The organism is Paraburkholderia sp. J69-1, from assembly GCF_905220255.1.
Lineage (GTDB): Bacteria > Pseudomonadota > Gammaproteobacteria > Burkholderiales > Burkholderiaceae > Paraburkholderia.
On the sequence record NZ_CAJMZG010000002.1, the window covers coordinates 224165 to 241507 of the forward strand.

General features: G+C 55.8%; 12 protein-coding genes. 5 read left to right on the forward strand and 7 right to left on the reverse strand.

Features of this window, described 5'->3' with window-relative positions:
* The first annotated feature begins 16 nt into the window (after positions 1 to 16).
* Both U5A67_RS04165 and U5A67_RS04170 read left to right on the forward strand, forming a co-directional pair.
* Positions 17 to 934, forward strand: a complete 918-nt coding sequence (locus U5A67_RS04165) for a LysR family transcriptional regulator (protein WP_321813166.1) — start codon at positions 17 to 19, stop codon at positions 932 to 934.
* A 1092-nt stretch (positions 935 to 2026) separates the two neighbouring features.
* Positions 2027 to 3682, forward strand: coding sequence for a choline dehydrogenase (locus tag U5A67_RS04170; protein ID WP_321813167.1), 1656 nt, complete (start codon positions 2027 to 2029; stop codon positions 3680 to 3682).
* A gap of 176 nt (positions 3683 to 3858) precedes the next feature.
* On the opposite strand, the gene U5A67_RS04175 is transcribed toward U5A67_RS04170, so the two are convergent.
* The 4 genes from U5A67_RS04175 to U5A67_RS04190 form a co-directional block, all read right to left on the reverse strand.
* Positions 3859 to 5790 carry a methyl-accepting chemotaxis protein gene (locus U5A67_RS04175; RefSeq protein ID WP_321813168.1) on the reverse strand — a complete coding sequence of 644 codons (1932 nt, stop codon included), beginning with the start codon at positions 5788 to 5790 and terminating at the stop codon, positions 3859 to 3861.
* A 181-nt stretch (positions 5791 to 5971) separates the two neighbouring features.
* A complete protein-coding gene (locus tag U5A67_RS04180; protein ID WP_321813169.1) occupies positions 5972 to 7006 on the reverse strand; it encodes a proline racemase family protein in 1035 nt (344 codons plus the stop codon).
* A 107-nt stretch (positions 7007 to 7113) separates the two neighbouring features.
* The gene (locus U5A67_RS04185; protein ID WP_321813170.1) at positions 7114 to 8583 is read right to left on the reverse strand and encodes an aldehyde dehydrogenase family protein; all 1470 of its coding nucleotides are present in this window, start codon (positions 8581 to 8583) and stop codon (positions 7114 to 7116) included.
* 55 nt (positions 8584 to 8638) lie between these two features.
* Positions 8639 to 9697, reverse strand: coding sequence for a proline racemase family protein (locus tag U5A67_RS04190; protein ID WP_321813171.1), 1059 nt, complete (start codon positions 9695 to 9697; stop codon positions 8639 to 8641).
* 373 nt (positions 9698 to 10070) lie between these two features.
* Between U5A67_RS04190 and U5A67_RS04195 the strand changes: the two genes are divergently transcribed.
* Positions 10071 to 11135: a LacI family DNA-binding transcriptional regulator gene (locus U5A67_RS04195; RefSeq protein WP_321813172.1), complete on the forward strand. Its 1065-nt coding sequence runs from the start codon at positions 10071 to 10073 to the stop codon at positions 11133 to 11135.
* A gap of 68 nt (positions 11136 to 11203) precedes the next feature.
* On the opposite strand, the gene U5A67_RS04200 is transcribed toward U5A67_RS04195, so the two are convergent.
* Positions 11204 to 11836 (reverse strand): DUF1349 domain-containing protein, encoded by a 633-nt coding sequence (locus tag U5A67_RS04200; RefSeq protein ID WP_321813392.1) that lies wholly within the window; start codon positions 11834 to 11836, stop codon positions 11204 to 11206.
* Between the two features lie 401 nt (positions 11837 to 12237).
* Between U5A67_RS04200 and U5A67_RS04205 the strand changes: the two genes are divergently transcribed.
* Together U5A67_RS04205 and U5A67_RS04210 are read left to right on the forward strand one after the other, a co-directional pair.
* Positions 12238 to 13611, forward strand: coding sequence for a cytosine permease (locus tag U5A67_RS04205; RefSeq protein WP_321813173.1), 1374 nt, complete (start codon positions 12238 to 12240; stop codon positions 13609 to 13611).
* Between the two features lie 204 nt (positions 13612 to 13815).
* Positions 13816 to 14949 carry a porin gene (locus U5A67_RS04210; RefSeq protein ID WP_321813393.1) on the forward strand — a complete coding sequence of 378 codons (1134 nt, stop codon included), beginning with the start codon at positions 13816 to 13818 and terminating at the stop codon, positions 14947 to 14949.
* A gap of 106 nt (positions 14950 to 15055) precedes the next feature.
* Here U5A67_RS04210 and U5A67_RS04215 read toward each other — a convergent pair whose 3' ends face one another.
* Positions 15056 to 16270 (reverse strand): MFS transporter, encoded by a 1215-nt coding sequence (locus U5A67_RS04215; RefSeq protein ID WP_321813174.1) that lies wholly within the window; start codon positions 16268 to 16270, stop codon positions 15056 to 15058.
* On the reverse strand, positions 16251 to 17318 hold the full coding sequence (locus U5A67_RS04220) for a glycosyltransferase family 4 protein (protein ID WP_321813175.1): 1068 nt from the start codon (positions 17316 to 17318) through the stop codon (positions 16251 to 16253). Before U5A67_RS04220 ends, U5A67_RS04215 begins: the two co-directional genes overlap by 20 nt.
* Positions 17319 to 17343 lie beyond the last annotated feature (25 nt).

The window sequence follows — 17343 nt, forward strand, 5'->3', positions numbered from 1 at the left end:
AACGCTCCTTCTGACAATGGACTACTTCGCTGGCATTCGCTCCTTTCTCTACGCTGCGGAGTGCGGAAGTTTCAGCAAAGCCGCTGAACGGCTTGGGGTGAAAACTTCAACAGTCTCACGCTATATCACCGAACTCGAGAAAGACCTTGGGATTGCACTCTTCAACCGCTCCACCCGTGGACTCGTGCTGACCGAGGGCGGACGGGTATTTCGCCAGCAGGCAGTTCTGGTGATGAGAAGCCTAGACGAAGCCCGTGAGGTAACGTCATCACTTAATCACTCACCGCGAGGCTTGTTAAGGGTCACAATACCCTCGTCCTTTGGACGCCGACACATCGTCCCTCACCTGCCCGCGTTCATGGCACGGTTTCCTAAAATTGATGTCGATGTCCTCGTGACAGATGAGGTCGTCAATCTTGTCGATACGGGAGTCGACCTCGCCGTACGGACGGGCGCACTACCCGATTCTCAGCTGATGGCGCGGCAACTTACCGCCCACCGACATGTGGTCTGCGCTAGCCCCGCCTATATAGCCAAACGTGGCCGTCCTGCGGCCCCCTCAGACTTGGCTGAACACGAAGCGCTCCGATTCTCCCTTTCATCCGATGACCGATGGGTGTTCGTAAAGCGAGCGAAGGACCAAGCTCCTCAAGAGGTTTCCGTCGAGCTCAAGGGACGCTTACGTATCAACGATACAGATTCATTGCTTGAACTTGCAAACAATGGCCACGGTATCGCCCTTCTCCCTGCGTGGGCGTGCAAACAATCGCTTGTGGACGGGCATCTATCCGCTCTGCTGCCAGATTGGGACGTCCAGCTGACCAAAGCAACGCCAGGTGTGTGGGCCGTGTACCCTCGAAAAAAGACCGTTTCCTCCAAAGTCCGCGCATTTATCGACTTCTATATGGCAATCTTCGCGCGCGATTTGCCCTAGACCTGTCAGGCATCTGGAGCAAAGCGGCCAAGGGCATCGGAAAAAATCACTCGCCTGTTGAGAAGCGAAGGCTAAGACGCCCACCAGCACGGCTTAATTCCGCCGCTTGATGGCTTGGCGACTCTAAGGCACATGCCAACAACGTTCGTGCATTCCGAGCGGGTGCTGAGCGTGCACATCTCGCAATGACTTCGGCATCCGTCTCACCTTGAGGACCAAACTTCCAGTCCAATGTGTCGCCAAAGGCTGCTCCGTCAATCGCAGGTTGGCTCACCCGAACGCCAACATCTGTGGCGGCCCAGCGGCAGTCTTTGGATGCGTAGGCATCAACAGCGAGCCTGAGCTCGGCATGTTGCGTCCCGTCCGGAATGGTGTACACATCCGTGATGACCGGATGAAATCCAGGCAGCCTCGCCAAGCCACGCCGAGCGAACTTACAGCCCGAAGCACCCGGCCGTGTCCGGAGGCGAATCTCAAGCGCCATCGAAGGCGCCTTATCGACGGAAATCCTCAAGACGTGTTTCGGAGATGGATTGCCACGAGGAGAGTCTTCCGCGTCGAAGCCACGCTCGACGTGTAGCCCGGGCCTCGATAAGCCTTCGTCCGCGCGCGCTCCAGCGGCAGCGGTGAGCATCGCGACAGCCGCTAGAGAATAGATGGCCAATATACGCATGGATTATCTGGACTGACAGCGCTTTGCGAAGCGCTCGCACGCCGCGTTTGTAGCCCGACTTGAGTGTGTTTATCCACGTAATTTTACCGGCTGCTAGCTATATTCCCCTACCACCAGAAAATGTAATCTTTTACATTATGAGATTTCTAGTTACGGTCTCAGGGCGTTGAGCAGCACCAGGTCCGCTACTCCTTTGTTTAAGCCCTGTTTTCTGAACTGCTGTCCCCAAGGGACTTGCAGCCATATGCTAAGGAAAACCCTGGTCAGGCCTTCGAATGTAATCCTTTACAGGTTTTTTTCGACGGCATAGAATTCAACCAAATCGAGCAGTTACGTGCGCTTGCGTGTTCGCGAACCCACGACGCCAAAGACGCAGACTCTCGCAAGTGCGGTTATTTTCAGAAATCTGGAGGCTTCAAATGCAAGACATTCATGGTCGGTCCATCCGTAGCGAGTACGACTACGTGGTGATTGGCTCTGGTTCCGCAGGTAGCGTCGTCGCCAGCCGTCTGGCTGAGGACAAGGGTTCGCGTGTGTTGCTCATCGAAGCCGGCCCGAAGGACAGCAGCACCTTCATCCGCATGCCCGCGGCTTTGGGTTTCCCCCTGATGGACGACAAGTTCAATTGGTACCTGCACAGCGAACCCGAACCGCACCTCAACAACCGCAAAATCTACGAAGCGCGTGGTCGTGTGTTGGGCGGCTCATCGTCCATCAACGGCATGAACTGGGTTCGTGGCAATCCGTGGGACTACGACAACTGGGAAGCGCTGGGCAACAAAGGCTGGAGCTATGCGGATGTTCTCCCATACTTCCGCAAGGCCGAAACGTTCGATAAGGGCGCCAACGACTACCGCGGCGGCAACGGCCCGATGCACATCGAGACTTGCAAGGCAGATAACCCGCTTTACCGCGCGTTCCTACAAGCTGGCCAGCAAGCCGGCCTGCCGCATGTCGAGGACCACAATGGTTTCCGGCAGGAAGGTGTGCATATCACGCAGCGGAACGTGCACAAAGGTCTGCGCTGGAGCACGTCGCGTGCATATCTTCACGCTTTCCCAGTCCGCGATAATCTCCATGTCTGGAGCGGCGCACGCGTTCTAAAGCTCGAGTTCGCGAACAAGCGTGCTGTTGCCGTTCAGGTTCGCATTGGCGAAGAAACGAAGCGTATCGGCGTGTCGGACGAAGCGGTCGTGTGCGGCGGCGCAATTCACTCCCCACAAATTCTGCTGCTTTCCGGTATCGGTAGCGGCGCAGATTTGAGTAAGCTCTCGATTCCCGTAGTGTCGGATTTGCCGGGCGTTGGCAAAGGCTTGAAGGACCACCTCGCTGCGCCCGTCCAGTATCGTGCGACGCAGAATGTCTCAGCCGCACGTGAGCTTACTGCGCTCGGCAAACTGAAGTTGGGCGTGATGTGGAAATTCTTCAAGACTGGCCTCGGTGCAACCAACTTCTTTGAAGTCGGCGCGTTCATCCGCACACAGAAGGACATTAAGGTCCCGAACGTGCAGTTCGAATTCATCCCGATGCTCGGAGAATTTCAGCACGGCAACGTGAAGCTGGAAAATGGCTTCCAGTACTTCTTCAGCCTCATGCGTCCGACCAGCGAAGGCAAGGTCTGGATTGACAGTGCAGACCCGCTCGCACCGCCGAAGTTCGTGTTCAACTTCCTTTCAACGGAAACGGACAAGCGCGACGCAATTGCAGCGGTCAAAGCAATCCGCAATGTTGTCGGTCAGGAAGCGTGGGCTAGTCTGCGTGGTGAAGAAGTCTCGCCCGGCTCTAGCATCAAGTCAGACGAACAAATTCTCGCCTATCTCCGCGACACGGCCGGCACGAACTACCATCCGAGTTGCACATGTCGCATGGGCGAAGGCGACGATGCTGTGGTCGACGCAGAAGGCCGAGTTCACGGCGTTGACAACGTCCGTGTTGTCGATGCGTCCATCATGCCGGAAATCGTCAGCGGTAATCTGAATGCGCCTGTCATCATGATGGCCGAGAAAATCGCGGACAGCATGCGCGGCCGCCGCGAACGAGCTGCTACGAAGGCCGACTACTACAAGGTAGCGTAAAGTCCACGCGAACTGCGCCGGAGCGGGACCTCCAGCGCGGGTGGTTGCGGCGGTGAACAGTGATGTTCACCGCCGTTTTTACTTTTTTCAGCATCAGAACAAGTGATGACGTCTTGGACAGCGTTCACGAATGCGACAGCCAGCGCCTCCTTGAAGCGCTGTTCGTTATGCAATTCCTAAAGCCGAAAGACCACCATCGTTGAGCTTAATTCGGCGGCGCGGTCCTTCAGCGCTGCAGCCACTGCCGCAGACTCTTCAACGAGAGCGGCATTCTGCTGAGTTGAGGTGTCCATCTGCGCTACGGCACGATTTATTTGCTCGATGCCCTCACTTTGCTCCCTAGACGCACGCGCAATTTCAGTCATGAACAAAGTGACGCGATTCACGGACTGGCAAAGACTCCCAATTGACGTACCAGCTTCGGCAGCGAGCGTCGCACACTGAGCGCTCTTTGAGATTGCGAGCTCAATCAGCCCTTTGATTTCGTTCGCCGCAGTGTTGCTGCGCTGAGCAAGCTGTCGGACTTCATTTGCGACCACAGAGAATCCACGACCTTGCTCACCGGCTCTAGCAGCCTCGATTGCAGCGTTGAGCGCGAGAATATTAGTTTGAAAAGAGATACTTTGAATTATCGCAATTATGGAGGACATTTTCTCGACGTCCTGTGCCATGTCATATGCCATCTCTTGTACTTTGACCACCGACGTCGAGCCCATTTCTGCCTGCGAAGTCGCCCCACGGGCAAGCTCATCCGCGTGAGCCGCGTCGTCCGCATTCTTGCCTATCGTCTGAGCTAATTGCTCGAGTGTCGCGGATGTTTGCTCCAAAGCAGCTGCCTGCTGCTCGGTTCGGACGGATAGGTCATTGTTACCTTTAGAAATCTCAGAGGCTCCGACGGCCACACTTTCAATTACCTGCCCGACGTCTCCGACCATGCGCTGTAGGTTCGCCTGCATAGTCGACATTGCGCCAAGCACGCTATCTGGTCGAGCTGGAGCCGCGCTTAACCGGTAAGTTAAATCTCCGTCTGCGACAGCTAGCGCCAACGTCGCTGCTTCGGCCGGCTCCCCACCAACCGGAAGCATGACCATACGTTGCAACGCTAGTGCTAGCACGACGCACACCGCGAGAACACTGACGGAACCAAGAATCAACGCAACTCGTTCCAGACTTTTGACCTGAGCGAGTATCTGGTCCAGTGGGGCGTAAAGCGCAAAACTCCACGGCGTTCCGGTGCCGACAATCTCAACCGGTACTGTGACGCGCCGAACCACTGCTTTCAGGTGGTTGCTGAACACGTCCGTTTCCACTTCGCCGCCTTCTACGGCATCAGGTAAGGGGATCGCATCTTGATGTGCGCCCAGCTTCCCTGGTTCGGGCGTTGCGATGACCGTGCCGCCGTTTGATACTAACGTCACATAGCCTGTTCCATAAGGATGAACTGCATTCAGTTTGGCTTGTAGCTTATCGAGCGGAATGTCTACGGTGACAACGCCGCGGAATCGGCCGTCAACCATGACTGGAGCAGAAACCGTCGTCATAGGCATCACCTTCCCGTCGATAGGATAGGTGTACGGTTCCACTATCGCAGGCTTCAGCGAAGACTTCGGCTTGACGTACCACTCACCGCCATTTGGGTCAGTCGGCAATTCGAAACTTCCAATGTGTTCGAGCCAAATTTCCCGTTTGGCGTTCCACGATGCCGCTGCTGCATATCGTCCATGTATTGCTCGAGCATTGTCATCATCGTTTACGTGTTCAGCGTCCTTTCCATCGAATGCATCCGGCTCCCACGCGGTAGCCATTCCGAGAAACTCCGGATGAGCTCTGACGACAGACTCAAGCACAGCATCCGCAACTCCACGCTCCGCATGTCCCGTTTTCTGAAGTGTCGCGAAGGTTGATGCGACCGTTTCCGCAGTACGGAGCGCACTATTGAATTGCTCAGCGACGTTATCGGCCTCGCGGCTAGCAAGCGCAACAGAGTAGTCGCCAACAACGCTTTCCTGCATGGACGCTGCACGCGCTGCGAGAATTGCGATTGTTGAACCGAAGCCCGTAGCTACCATGGTCACAACGACAAGAAGCAAACGCGTACGCAAACTCAATCGTCTCCAGACATACATTCTTAACCCCGTTAGTTATGCAAAATAATTGTTACGTATCTACTGCTTTTTTATTTCCCCTAGAAACTCCAAGAGTAGGCGACATAAACGAACTGCGGCCACTTCAACGAAGCGGCCGCAGCTAGCAATACAAGTTCGGTGAGAGTCTCAGCTTGCCTGATACTCAGTCCGGCTTACGCCAGAGGTCGCTCAACGTGTAGCCCGTCGGCAAAGGGTCCGTCGAGTCGAGGACGTATTGATGGAAACCGGTAATCCACGCGCTACCGGTAATGCTCGGACGAATTCCCGGCTTTCCGCCAATCGATAGCGTCTCGGTGATTTCGCCATAGAATTCGGTGTCGAGAATCGACCGATGGAGAAACCGCTCCCCCTGTTGAATTTGGCCGCGCGCGTGCATCACCGCGAGTCGCGCGCTCGTACCTGTCCCGCACGGGGAACGGTCAAGACGACCTGGAGAGACAATCACGCCGTTGCGGGATGTCAGCCCTTGCTCAGTACGCTCTATTGGACCAGCAAAAAGCGTCTGATTGATGGTGTGGATTTCCGGATTTTCTGGATGTACGGCCGGGAACTGCTCGGCTGCGGCGCGCTTGATTCGCTCGCCCACCTCGACAAGCTTGCCTGCTTCGTCGGGAGTAATTTTGAAGCCTAGAGCTTGAGCATCAACGAGCACGTAAATCATGCCACCATAAGCAACGTCAACCGTCAACTGACCGATTCCAGGTACGTCAACGGGAACATCGAGATCGAAGACGAAACAAGGCACGTTGGAGAACGTGACATTCATGCATTTTCCGTCTTTGCATTCGGCACGAACGCGCACGAGGCCGCCGGGGACCTCGAGTGTCACGTCTGTGTACGGCTCCTGCATGGGCAACATGCCTGTCTCAAGCAGCGCGGTCACCGTGCAGATGGTATTACTGCCAGACATTGGAACGTAGTATTCGGCTTCCATGATGACGAAGCCGGCATCAGCTTCTGGGTGCGAGGACGGTAGCACCAGATTCACGCATTGCGTGACACTACCTCGCGGTTCCTGGAGAAGAAATTTCCGCAGGTCATCCCCCTGCGTCTCCAGGTACTTCATTTTGTCGAACATCGTGTCACCGGGAACGTTCAGGACGCCACCAGTGATGACGTCATTGCGCTCGCCGCCGGTGTGAACACCAACCACGTTTACCATCCGTTTAAGCTTCATCTCACTCTCACGTTTGGAGGCGACACAAGCCATCGTCTTGTGCCGCCTCCATGCCTCTGTCGCTATATTTTTGGGACCTACGATACGAATAGCGCCCCGGCGTTCACTTAGTGGTTGCCGACAACCGTCGTTGGCAGAACCGGCGTACGCTTTCCAAGCTTCACGAAGGTCGACTTGACTTCAGTGTATTCGAGGAGCCCATCGAGACCGTTTTCACGCCCGACGCCGCTTTCCTTGAAGCCGCCGAACGGCATCTGCGGAGCGCTTTCAAGATACGTGTTCACGAAGACCGTACCGCTACGCAGACGCTGCGACACCGCGATGGCCTTGTCGATGTCCTTCGTCCACAGCCCGTTACCAAGACCGTAGTTAGTGTCGTTTGCGAGTGCGACGGCTTCGTCGACAGTCTTGAAGGTCGTAACCGTGAGCACCGGCCCGAAGATTTCTTCACGGAAAATGCGCATCTGGGGCGTCACATTCGTGAAAATCGTCGTGTCGACAAAGAAGCCATTTTCCAGTCCGTTCGCCGTGACGCGATTGCCGCCAACCGCCAACTGGGCACCCTCTTCCTTGCCGATGCGGATGTAATCGAGCACCTTGTTCATATGCTGCTCGTGAATCAGCGCGCCCACGTCGGTTTTCTCATCCAGCGGCAGACCCACGACCACCTTCTTCGCACGCTCTACCAGATTGCGAACGAAGTCGTCTGCGACTGACTCTTCAATCAGAAGTCGCGTGCCGGCAACGCACTCTTCGCCCTGATTCAGAATAGTGCCGAAAAGCACGCCGTCGAGCGCTGCATCGAGGTCCGCGTCCGCAAATACCACGTTCGCAGCCTTACCGCCCAGTTCGAGCGCAACATGCTTCACCGTGTCCGCGGCGTTTTTCGCGATTTGTTTGCCCACCACAGTCGAGCCGGTGAACGAAATCATGTCAACGTCGCGGTGCGTCGACATCGCCTCACCGACAGCGGTGCCTGTGCCGGTGACGACATTGATGACGCCATCAGGGATGCCTGCTTCCTTTGCCAGTGCGGCAACTTCGAGAGCGGTACCGGAGGTGAGCTCCGAAGGCTTGATAACGGTCGTACAACCCGCCGCCAGGGCGAACGGCAACTTCTGGAACAACGTAACCAGCGGGAAGTTCCACGGCACAATCATTCCGACAACGCCGCGAGCTTCGCGCGTCACCAGCCCGAGTTTGTCATCGCCGAGGTTTGTATATGCGTTGCCGCTCAGTTGCCATGCGAGAGAAGCTGCATAGCGAGCCAAGTCTACGCTACCGCCGACTTCTGCCCGGGCATAGCGAATGGGCTTGCCAACTTCCTCAGCCTCAATCTTCGCGAGCTTTTCGAGGTCACGCTCGATGAGCGATGCCCACTTATTGATGAGCGCAGCTCTCGCGGCGCCAGGCAAGCGCGACCAGCTTCCATCATCGAAGCGTGCACGCGCGGCAGCTACAGCATTCGACAGGTCCTCCGCGCTACCGGCAGAAAACGAAGCAAGGATTTCGCCGTGCGCGGGCGAAACACGGTCGATGAATTGGCCAGTGCTTGCTGCCGTCCACTTGCCATCCACGAAGAGCTCATAACGCCGAGTCATAATTTACCCCTGTAATCGATTACTAGAAAGTTCAAAAAAAATGCCGACCTCTGTCGCCTGGCCCCCAGGCATGAGTATCATGCAAAGCAAATCCTGCACCGAAGGGGTCCGACGGGTCCATTCCGACCTGATGCAATCCCGTTATCCACGCGCGCCCCTCTACGCTCGTCACGACCCCAGACTGAGGCCCTTCCATAACAGCACGCTCAATCCGGCTCTCAAGGCGAGCCCCGATAAGCGACTCATGAATTAACGTGTCCCCCACGGCTATTTCGTTTCGCGCGTACATCAGCGCAAGCCTAGCGCTAGTCCCTGTGCCACATGGCGAGCGGTCCAACCGCCCCGGAGATAACACAACGGCATTGCGCGAACTTAAACTCGAACCATCGCGAACGACCGGCCCCATGAACTGAACCTGGCCAATCCCCGTCAACTGCGAATTCATCGGATGCTGTACTTGCAGACGCTTGTTCGCAGCGCACTTGATTGCCTCACCAATGACACACAGTTCTCGAGCTTCGCTGGGCTCCAAAGCCAAACCAATGGCCGCCGCATCGACCAATACGAAGGTCTCGCCACCATAGGCTACGTCGACGGAGATGAGGCCGAGTCCATCAACGTCAAGGCGTTCATCGCTGTGGTAAACGAACGACGGCTGGTTCGTAAAGCGAACGGACTGCACCTTGCCCGCTACACAACGGCAACTAACGCGGATGAGGCCTGCTGGGGCCTCCAACACAAATTCCGTACGCGGCTCGCTCATTGGCAAGATACCGGTTTCGAGCAATACAGTCGCAAGGGCAATCACGTTCGACCCGGACATGACCGGATATTCAGTAGTTGTCGCAGATACGAAGCCTAGCTGTGCTTCCGGATGCGTCGCTGGGAGCACAATGCTCAAAGTGTCCGTTACTGAACCACGTGGCTCAAGCAGACATAAACGTCGTATGTCGTCCCTGTGTTGCATCAGGAAGTTGCGCTTGTCGAACATGGTCTCGCCCGGGACGTCGAAGACGCCTCCTGTGAGCACCTTGCCAACCTCGCCTTCGGCGTGGCAGTCCACCACTTGGTAGACATTCTTCCAACGCATCGACCTGCTCCTTTACTGAAAAGGGTTACAGACTCCACACTGCGCGCACAAACCAAGCCAGACGGGGCCGAAACACCTTTCCTTGTTCTATGCTCGTTACATCTAGCGGGTCTTTTTTCTGTAAAAAACCAACTATCACGGGTATGATAGCAGTGTGTCTCGCCAGTGTGTTGCAGAAAAATACCTAGCCACCTGTTCACGCCACGTCGCGAGCCAGCGCTCACGACCTTGTTTTTAAACGGTAAATTACCTCAGTCAGCATTTGACCTTCGAGCAATAGTACGCGCAACATACTGAAAGTAATCGTTTTCTTTTTTGTATGCACAGGCGCCGAGGTGTCGTTACGGCCAGACAGGGTTTATGGAACTTGAAAATGAACAAACCTAGACAGAAAGCCAACGTGACCGATGTCGCCAAAGCGGCAGGCGTTTCAGTCGCAACTGTGTCGCGGGCGTTCAACTTGCCGCACCTCGTTCGAGAGGAAGTGCGAGACAAGGTTCTTGCCGTGGCACAGAAGCTCGGCTACAGCGCAAATCCATCAGCAAAAGCTCTCCGGCTGCAAAAAACGCACATCATCGGGGCTGTCATCCCGACACTGGACTATTCGATTTTTGCGCGTCTTGTCCACAGCTTTGAAGAGAAGATGTCTGCGGCGGGATACAGCGTCTTCGTGCTGACCACCGGCTTCGACAACACGAACATGTTCGAGCAAGTTCGCGCACTCGTCGAAAAGGGCGCAGAGGCACTCCTTTTTGTCGGACGTATCGATGACGAACGCCTGCGAGAATACCTCGTGGACAAAGACATTCCATGCGTTTCGACATACTCCTTCACCAACGACGAACATTTCCCGTCAATCGGCTTCGACAACTACGCCGCGACGAAACAGATGGTCGAATTCTTATTGCGCCTCGGCCATAAGCGCATGGTCATGATTGCGGGCCCGGTGCGAGGCAATGACCGGCAGCAAGCTAGGATTCAGGCATTTGAGGACACGCTCAAAGCCCACGGATTAGGCGACGCGTGCCACGTCATTGAAAAGAGCTACGGCTCCGCGGTCTTTCGCGGCGGTGAAGCGATGCGACAAATTCACGATGAGTTTCCGGGCACCACAGCTGTCGTTTGCAACAGCGACATCTTCGCCTTTAGCGCAGTCGCTGAATGCCGCCGACTCGGACTCAAGGTGCCAGAGGACATTTCCGTCACCGGTTTCGACGACGACGACTACACAACGATTTTTGAGCCTCCGTTGACGACAATCTCAGTTCCGGCGCCAGAAATGGGGCTGCACGCTGCCCAGTCAATACTGGGTGCATTGAATGACCGCAAGAAAATCACGTCCGTCAGACTCGATACCAAGCTGGTCGTGCGTGACTCCACAAGCATTCCACCCGCACGGGATGCGACCGCAGCAATCATGACGGCTCAAGAGGCTTGAAACATCTGCCAGGCGCAAGCGCCTGGCAGACTCACCCTATCCGAGACAGACTTTGGCTGGAGGCACTGCTATCGCAAATCATGTAGCGCGCGACCTAACGGCTTGCTGACCTTGAACTCCGAGAAGACCACCTCGAGCCCCTCCCTTTCGGGAGTGCAACAGTACGCGCCAATCATGTAGCGCTCCGCAACGGGAAAACGTGCAAGGCGGAGCATCGGCCACTGCTCGCCATCGAGAGAATACTGCACACGCGCCACTCCGTTGCTCAGCCCCAGCCGCATCCAGAAGCCCTTCGAACAGTCAGCTAACGTGCCGGTAGCCCAATCTGAGCTCCCATCGGTCAGCACGCTACCGAGCAACGTCTGACCATCGCTATATTCCGCCCCCGCCTTTAGCCAGTGCGACTCGTCGATTCGCAGGAGCAGGCCTGCCTGGTCATAAAGCTCCCGAAAATTCGCGCGTACAAGCAGCTGCGCAGTGAAGTCTCCGACAACCTCAAGGGCGAAGCAATGCCCAGAGTCCCTCGTAAAGCCGTAATACGTTTCCCGCCAAAAGTCCGACCCAGCCACAGTGCGAACTCGCAGACTCTCATCCTCGACGCTCCACACATCTGGAGGATTGAGCCACAGACATGATTTAAACACGGCGCCTCCCACCGTTGCGCGGGCAGCGGTGCACAGCGCCGCCCCAAGATTGCCCATCACGCACCCATCCAGGGCGAACCAGCGCGATTGCGCCACTGGAATTTGTTGCGCTTGTACGCCCTCCCCATATCCAGCAGGCCTCCCAAGAGGTGGCACGAATGATGCTTAAGCTAATGTAATCCTTTACTTTTTTAACACCTAAGTACCTCGGTCAACTCCTAAAAAGACCAGAGATGCATCTCTAACGAAGCCTTCAAACATCATACATCACCGTGAATTTAGGGGATTTTTTTGAACTGCGATAGGGAAACCCCGCATTGATGTTGGAATGTAAAGGATTACAGTTTACGCATGCCGCAGAAGCATCGGTACGGTCCGACGTCCGAGTTTCGCGCCATATGCATTCAGCCGGATGCGAGAGCTGACCGGCTTGCGCTTTTTACCCTTGCGAGGACGCGATGGACATCGAAAACAGAAGTATTGAATTCATCCCCGAGAATGAGCGTTACGGCAAACCAAGCCGTCTCTTCACGATTTGGTTTAGCGCCAACATGCAGGTCACCACACTCGTCGTCGGCACCCTTGGTGTGGCGGCCGGACTTAGCGTGTTCTGGACTATCGTTGGCCTGATTTTGGGCAACCTTATTGGCACGGTCTTTATGGCCGGCCATTCGGCGCAGGGCCCTCACCTGGGTATTCCCCAGATGATTCAAAGCCGCGCACAATTCGGTGTATTCGGCGCTGGTATCCCGCTGTTCATCGTTGTCATCTCATATATCCTTTTCACGGCCGCCAACGGCGTGGTGATGAGAGACTCCATCAAGTCAATCTTTTACATGTCGGACAACACTGCCATCATTGTCTTCGGCGTGTTGACACTGATTATTAGCTATATCGGGTATGAATTGATTCACCGCATGGGTGCGTGGATGTCTGCCCTCTCGGGTCTCATCTTCGCCGCCGCGGCTTTCGTCGCGTTCCACAAGCCATTCGCCGCCCATGCGTTCTCGGCCAGCACGCACGGCTACGTCAATAGCGCATTCATGCTCGTCGTCGCGCAAGCTGCCTCGTGGACACTTGGCTTCGGTCCGTATGTCGCTGACTATTCGCGCTATCTGCCGAAAAACATCTCTACGAAGCAGACCTTCTGGTTCAGCTACATCGGCAACGCTCTCGGCTCCACCCTCGTCATGATTCTCGGCGCCATCCTTGCCGGCGGCATCGCTGACGTAACGAAGGACCCGGGCACCGGTCTCGCGAGCCTCTTTTCGGGCTGGTCGCGTCCCGCCCTCATCATCATCGTGCTCGGCGTTCTCGAAATCAACGTGCTGAATCTGTACAGCGCCTACATGTCGTCGACGACCATTTTCACCGGATTCAAAGGCATGGCACGTGTCAGCAAGACCATGAAATTCACTATCATGGCGCTCATTGCTGTCATCGCTACCGCAATTGCAATCGGCACGCAATACCACTTCAACGACTACTTCTCCGACATTCTTGTTGCCCAGATTTACGTCCTTGTGCCTTGGAGCTCGATTAACCTCGTGGACTACTACCTCGTGCGCAAGGGTAAATATAGCGTGCCTGATATGTATAACGAGAACGGCATCTACGGGAAATACAACTGGTCGACACTCATCATCTTCCTGGTCGCGGTTCTGGTACAGGTTCCCTTTATGGACATGTCGTTCTATCACAGCTATTTCGCGAAACTCATTGGCGCTGACGTCAGCTGGATTCCGAGCCTGCTCGTACCGGGTGCACTCTATTACTTCGTCAATCGCCGCCGGGGACTCTCGCTCGCCCCTAACCTGACGGCACATCAGTAACACACTCTCTAACGGTCTATTCCCTTCCCGCGATTCCCACCTCGCGGGAAGGAGTCTTCCCAAGGTTTTTGGTTTTTTTTATCCAGAAACGTAAGTTGTACTTGGGAATATCTGATGTGCCGACCGTGTTTTCTCCCTTGTTGTTTTGAAGTGGCCGCGCTCTTTGAGCGCGCGGCCTTTGTCTACCTAAATTTTTATAAAATCATGAACCGGATTACGCTGTCAGCAATTTCCCTCGCAGTAACCAGCATGCTGTCGTTCTCCGCCCATGCGCAAAGTTCTGTAACCCTCTACGGGATTGTGGACACGGGTCTTGCATACGTGCATAACAGCGACGGTCACTCGAGCCAGTGGAAAATGTCTTCGGGTAACCTGTCCCAAAGCGAATGGGGCCTCAAAGGTAACGAAGACCTCGGCGGCGGCCTCGCAGCTGTCTTCCAGCTTGAAAACGGGTTCGATACTGGCACAGGTATCGCCCAACAAAACAATCGTCTCTTTGGCCGCCAGGCTTTCGTCGGACTTGCAAGCACGCAATTTGGTACGTTGACGTTCGGCCGTCAGTACGACCCTTTGTCAGACCTTGTACAGCCGATTACTGCGGACCAATTCTCGGGCTTTTTTGCCTCGCCCGGTGATGTCGACAACTACGACAGCAGCGCGCGATTCAACAACACCGCGAAATGGACAAGCCCGAGCTGGGGCGGCGTGACGTTGGAAGCTATGTATGGATTCGGCGGCGTCGCGGGCGCGACTGGCTCGGGACAGACGTGGTCCGTCGGCGCTGCATATGCCCAAGGCCCATTCTCTGTTGCCGCGGGCTATCTCCACATCGACAACGGCAACGCGCAGGCGACGACGCGTGGCACGACCTCGGCCGACACGCTCTTCAACAGCCCGGTCAATTCCGCGTACGCGAGCGCTCGCGCTGTCAACATTGCTCGCGTGGGTGGTCAGTATGTAATTGGACCAGTGACGGTCGGAGCGGCCTACAGCTTCTCGGACTATGTCGCAGATGCGTCGTCGACCTTTGGCGAAAACGAGAAGTACCATAGCGGCTCGGTATTCGCGCTGTGGCAGGTCACTTCAGCCTTCTCCGCAATTGCTGGGTACAACTACACGAAAGCAAACGGCGACACGTCGGCCAAGTATCATCAGGTTAACGTCGGGGCCGATTACTTGTTGAGTAAGCGCACGGATGTCTACGTGATGGCCGGCTATCAGCATGCCAGCGGCAGCAATGGCGACGGTCCCGCACAGGCGGTAATCGGCTCGTTCGACGTTGCGTCCGGAGCAAGCTCGCAAGTTATGGCCATCGTAGGAATGCGCCATCGGTTTTAAGCAAAAAACCTTGACGACCTCTCCATAAGGAATTCGTCAAGGCTCTTAATGCAACGATTATTGAGCGTGTCGAGCAGGTTTGCATTCTGGTCGACACGCTCTGTTTTCAGCTTAGATGGGTGTGCAAGTGATGCTTTGACGAGTCCTTGAAAAGAAGCCAGCCACCCAGCGCCGCGAGTACGAGTAACCCGGCAAGCAGCCCAAACGCAGCACTCAATCCAACTGCGTGCGAGACAAAACCTACTGCCGCAGGTCCGGCCAGAGCGCCCGCGTAACCCATCGTTGTCAAGGCAGCAACAGCAGCCCCTGGCGCCATGGCCTTCTGGCGGCCAACAGCACTAAACAGAACCGGAACGATATTCGCGCACCCAGCACCAGTCAGCAGGAAGCCCACAATTGCAAGCGGGCCGGAAGGCGCAAGAAGCGCAAACCCAATACCAGCAGCACCGGTAATGCCTCCGGCGGCCACAATCACGGACGATTTGACATAACGGGATAATGCGTCACCGAGCAGACGACCGACCGCCATTGCAACGGCGAAACCGGTGTAGCCCAGTCCCGCCAAGCGCTCCGGAAAGGATTTTGTGCTTGTTAGAAACAATGCACTCCAATCCAGCATTGCGCCTTCGACAAGGAACACACAAAGGCCAACCAATCCCATAGCGACGACAGTGCCGTGAGGAAGCGCAAAGCCGCCGCTCTCATCTCCTCGCATGCTATCCGGAAGCAATGCCTTCGCTGCGGTCCCCGTGAGCATCAAAACAGCAACTCCAACAGAACAAGCAACAAGTAGCGGCGTCGCACCTGCTGAAAGCAGCGCACTGCCAAGAACGGAGCCAGCGATACCGCCTACGCTGAAAAATCCGTGGAAACCTGACATGAGCGCCTTCCCGGTTCCCTTCTCAACAAGAAGTGCGTGCACGTTGATAGACACGTCAAGCAGGCCAACCGCCGCCCCAAACAACAAAAGCGAGGCAGCCATAGTTGGCACGGTGGTGGTGTAAGCCAGCAAGGGAAGTGCAGCCGCAACCATGAGAACGCCGAGCAAGATTACAGCTCGCGCGCCGAGGCGCTTGATAATCTGGTGACACAGTGGCATCGAGACAACCGAACCCGCGCCGAGACAAAGAATCAACAGTCCAAGCGTCGCATCGCCAATTCCGAGCCGCATTTTTGCAAAGGGCACCAGAGGCGCCCATGCAGAGACGCCAACGCCAGTGACAAGAAAGGCAACCTTCGTTGCAAATACCTGCCTAGGCCCGATGCTAGCTTCCGGTTTGGCGGTCCGCTTCTCGCATGCCTTATACGCTATAGAGTCCATTTCTGGTTTCCAGGGATGACTTCTTGACCAATGCGTTGTAGGTCGTTACGTAGTCGCTCGCCATACGCTCCGCCGTGAAGCGTCGTTCAAACTGGCTGCGAATCTCCTCCCGCGAGAGCTCCGCAAGTTGTGCGACTGCCTGTACAGCTTGCTGCACGTCATCGACAATGAAGCCAGTTATGCCGTGGTCGATGACTTCGGGAACTGAGCCGCGCCGGAATGCGATGGTTGGCGTACCACACGCCATCGCCTCAATCATCACTAGGCCAAATGGCTCCGGCCAGTCAATCGGAAGCAGCAGCGCCCGGGCTCCGGAAAGAAAAGCTGGCTTCTGCGCCTCGTTGATTTCCCCAATGAACTCAACATCGCAGGTCGAAAGCAGCGGCTTAATGTCATGTTCGAAATACTCGACGTCGACCTTGTCCACCTTCGCGGCAATCTTGAGCGGGATTCCTGTCGCCGCGGCAATTTTGATTGCGGAGTCCACTCCCTTCTCTGGGCAAATGCGACCGAGGAACGCAAGATATGCGCCGTCCTTCGTATGCGGCAGCGCGGTCAATAGGTCAGAAGGAAGCCCATGCGGCACGGTGGATACCCAATTTGCCGTTGGCATCGGCAACCGTTGTGCATCGGAGATGGAGACCAGTGGCGCCTCAGGAAACCGCTTGAACGCTGGGTGAATTTCCGGCAAATCCAAACGACCATGAAGCGTTGTCACAAATGGGATACCAAGCTCGCTGAAGAGCGGGAATGGCAAATAGTCAAGGTGAAAATGGAGAATGTCGAACTCGTCCGCGAGGCGGCGCACGTGCTCTAGCATCAGGAAGTGGGGGGCGTTAGTGTCGCGAATCGTCCTATCCAGACGCAGGGCAGTCGGCCAAGACGGGTGAAGTTTCGCCTTTGTCACCGAATCACCACTTGCGAACAGGGTAACGTCGTGTCCGAGGTCTACCAATGCGTCAGTAAGATAAGAGACCACGCGTTCCGTACCGCCATACAATTTCGGTGGGACCGCCTCATGAAGCGGGGCAATTTGTGCGATTCGCATCAATCAATCATCCTGAAAAAAAAGC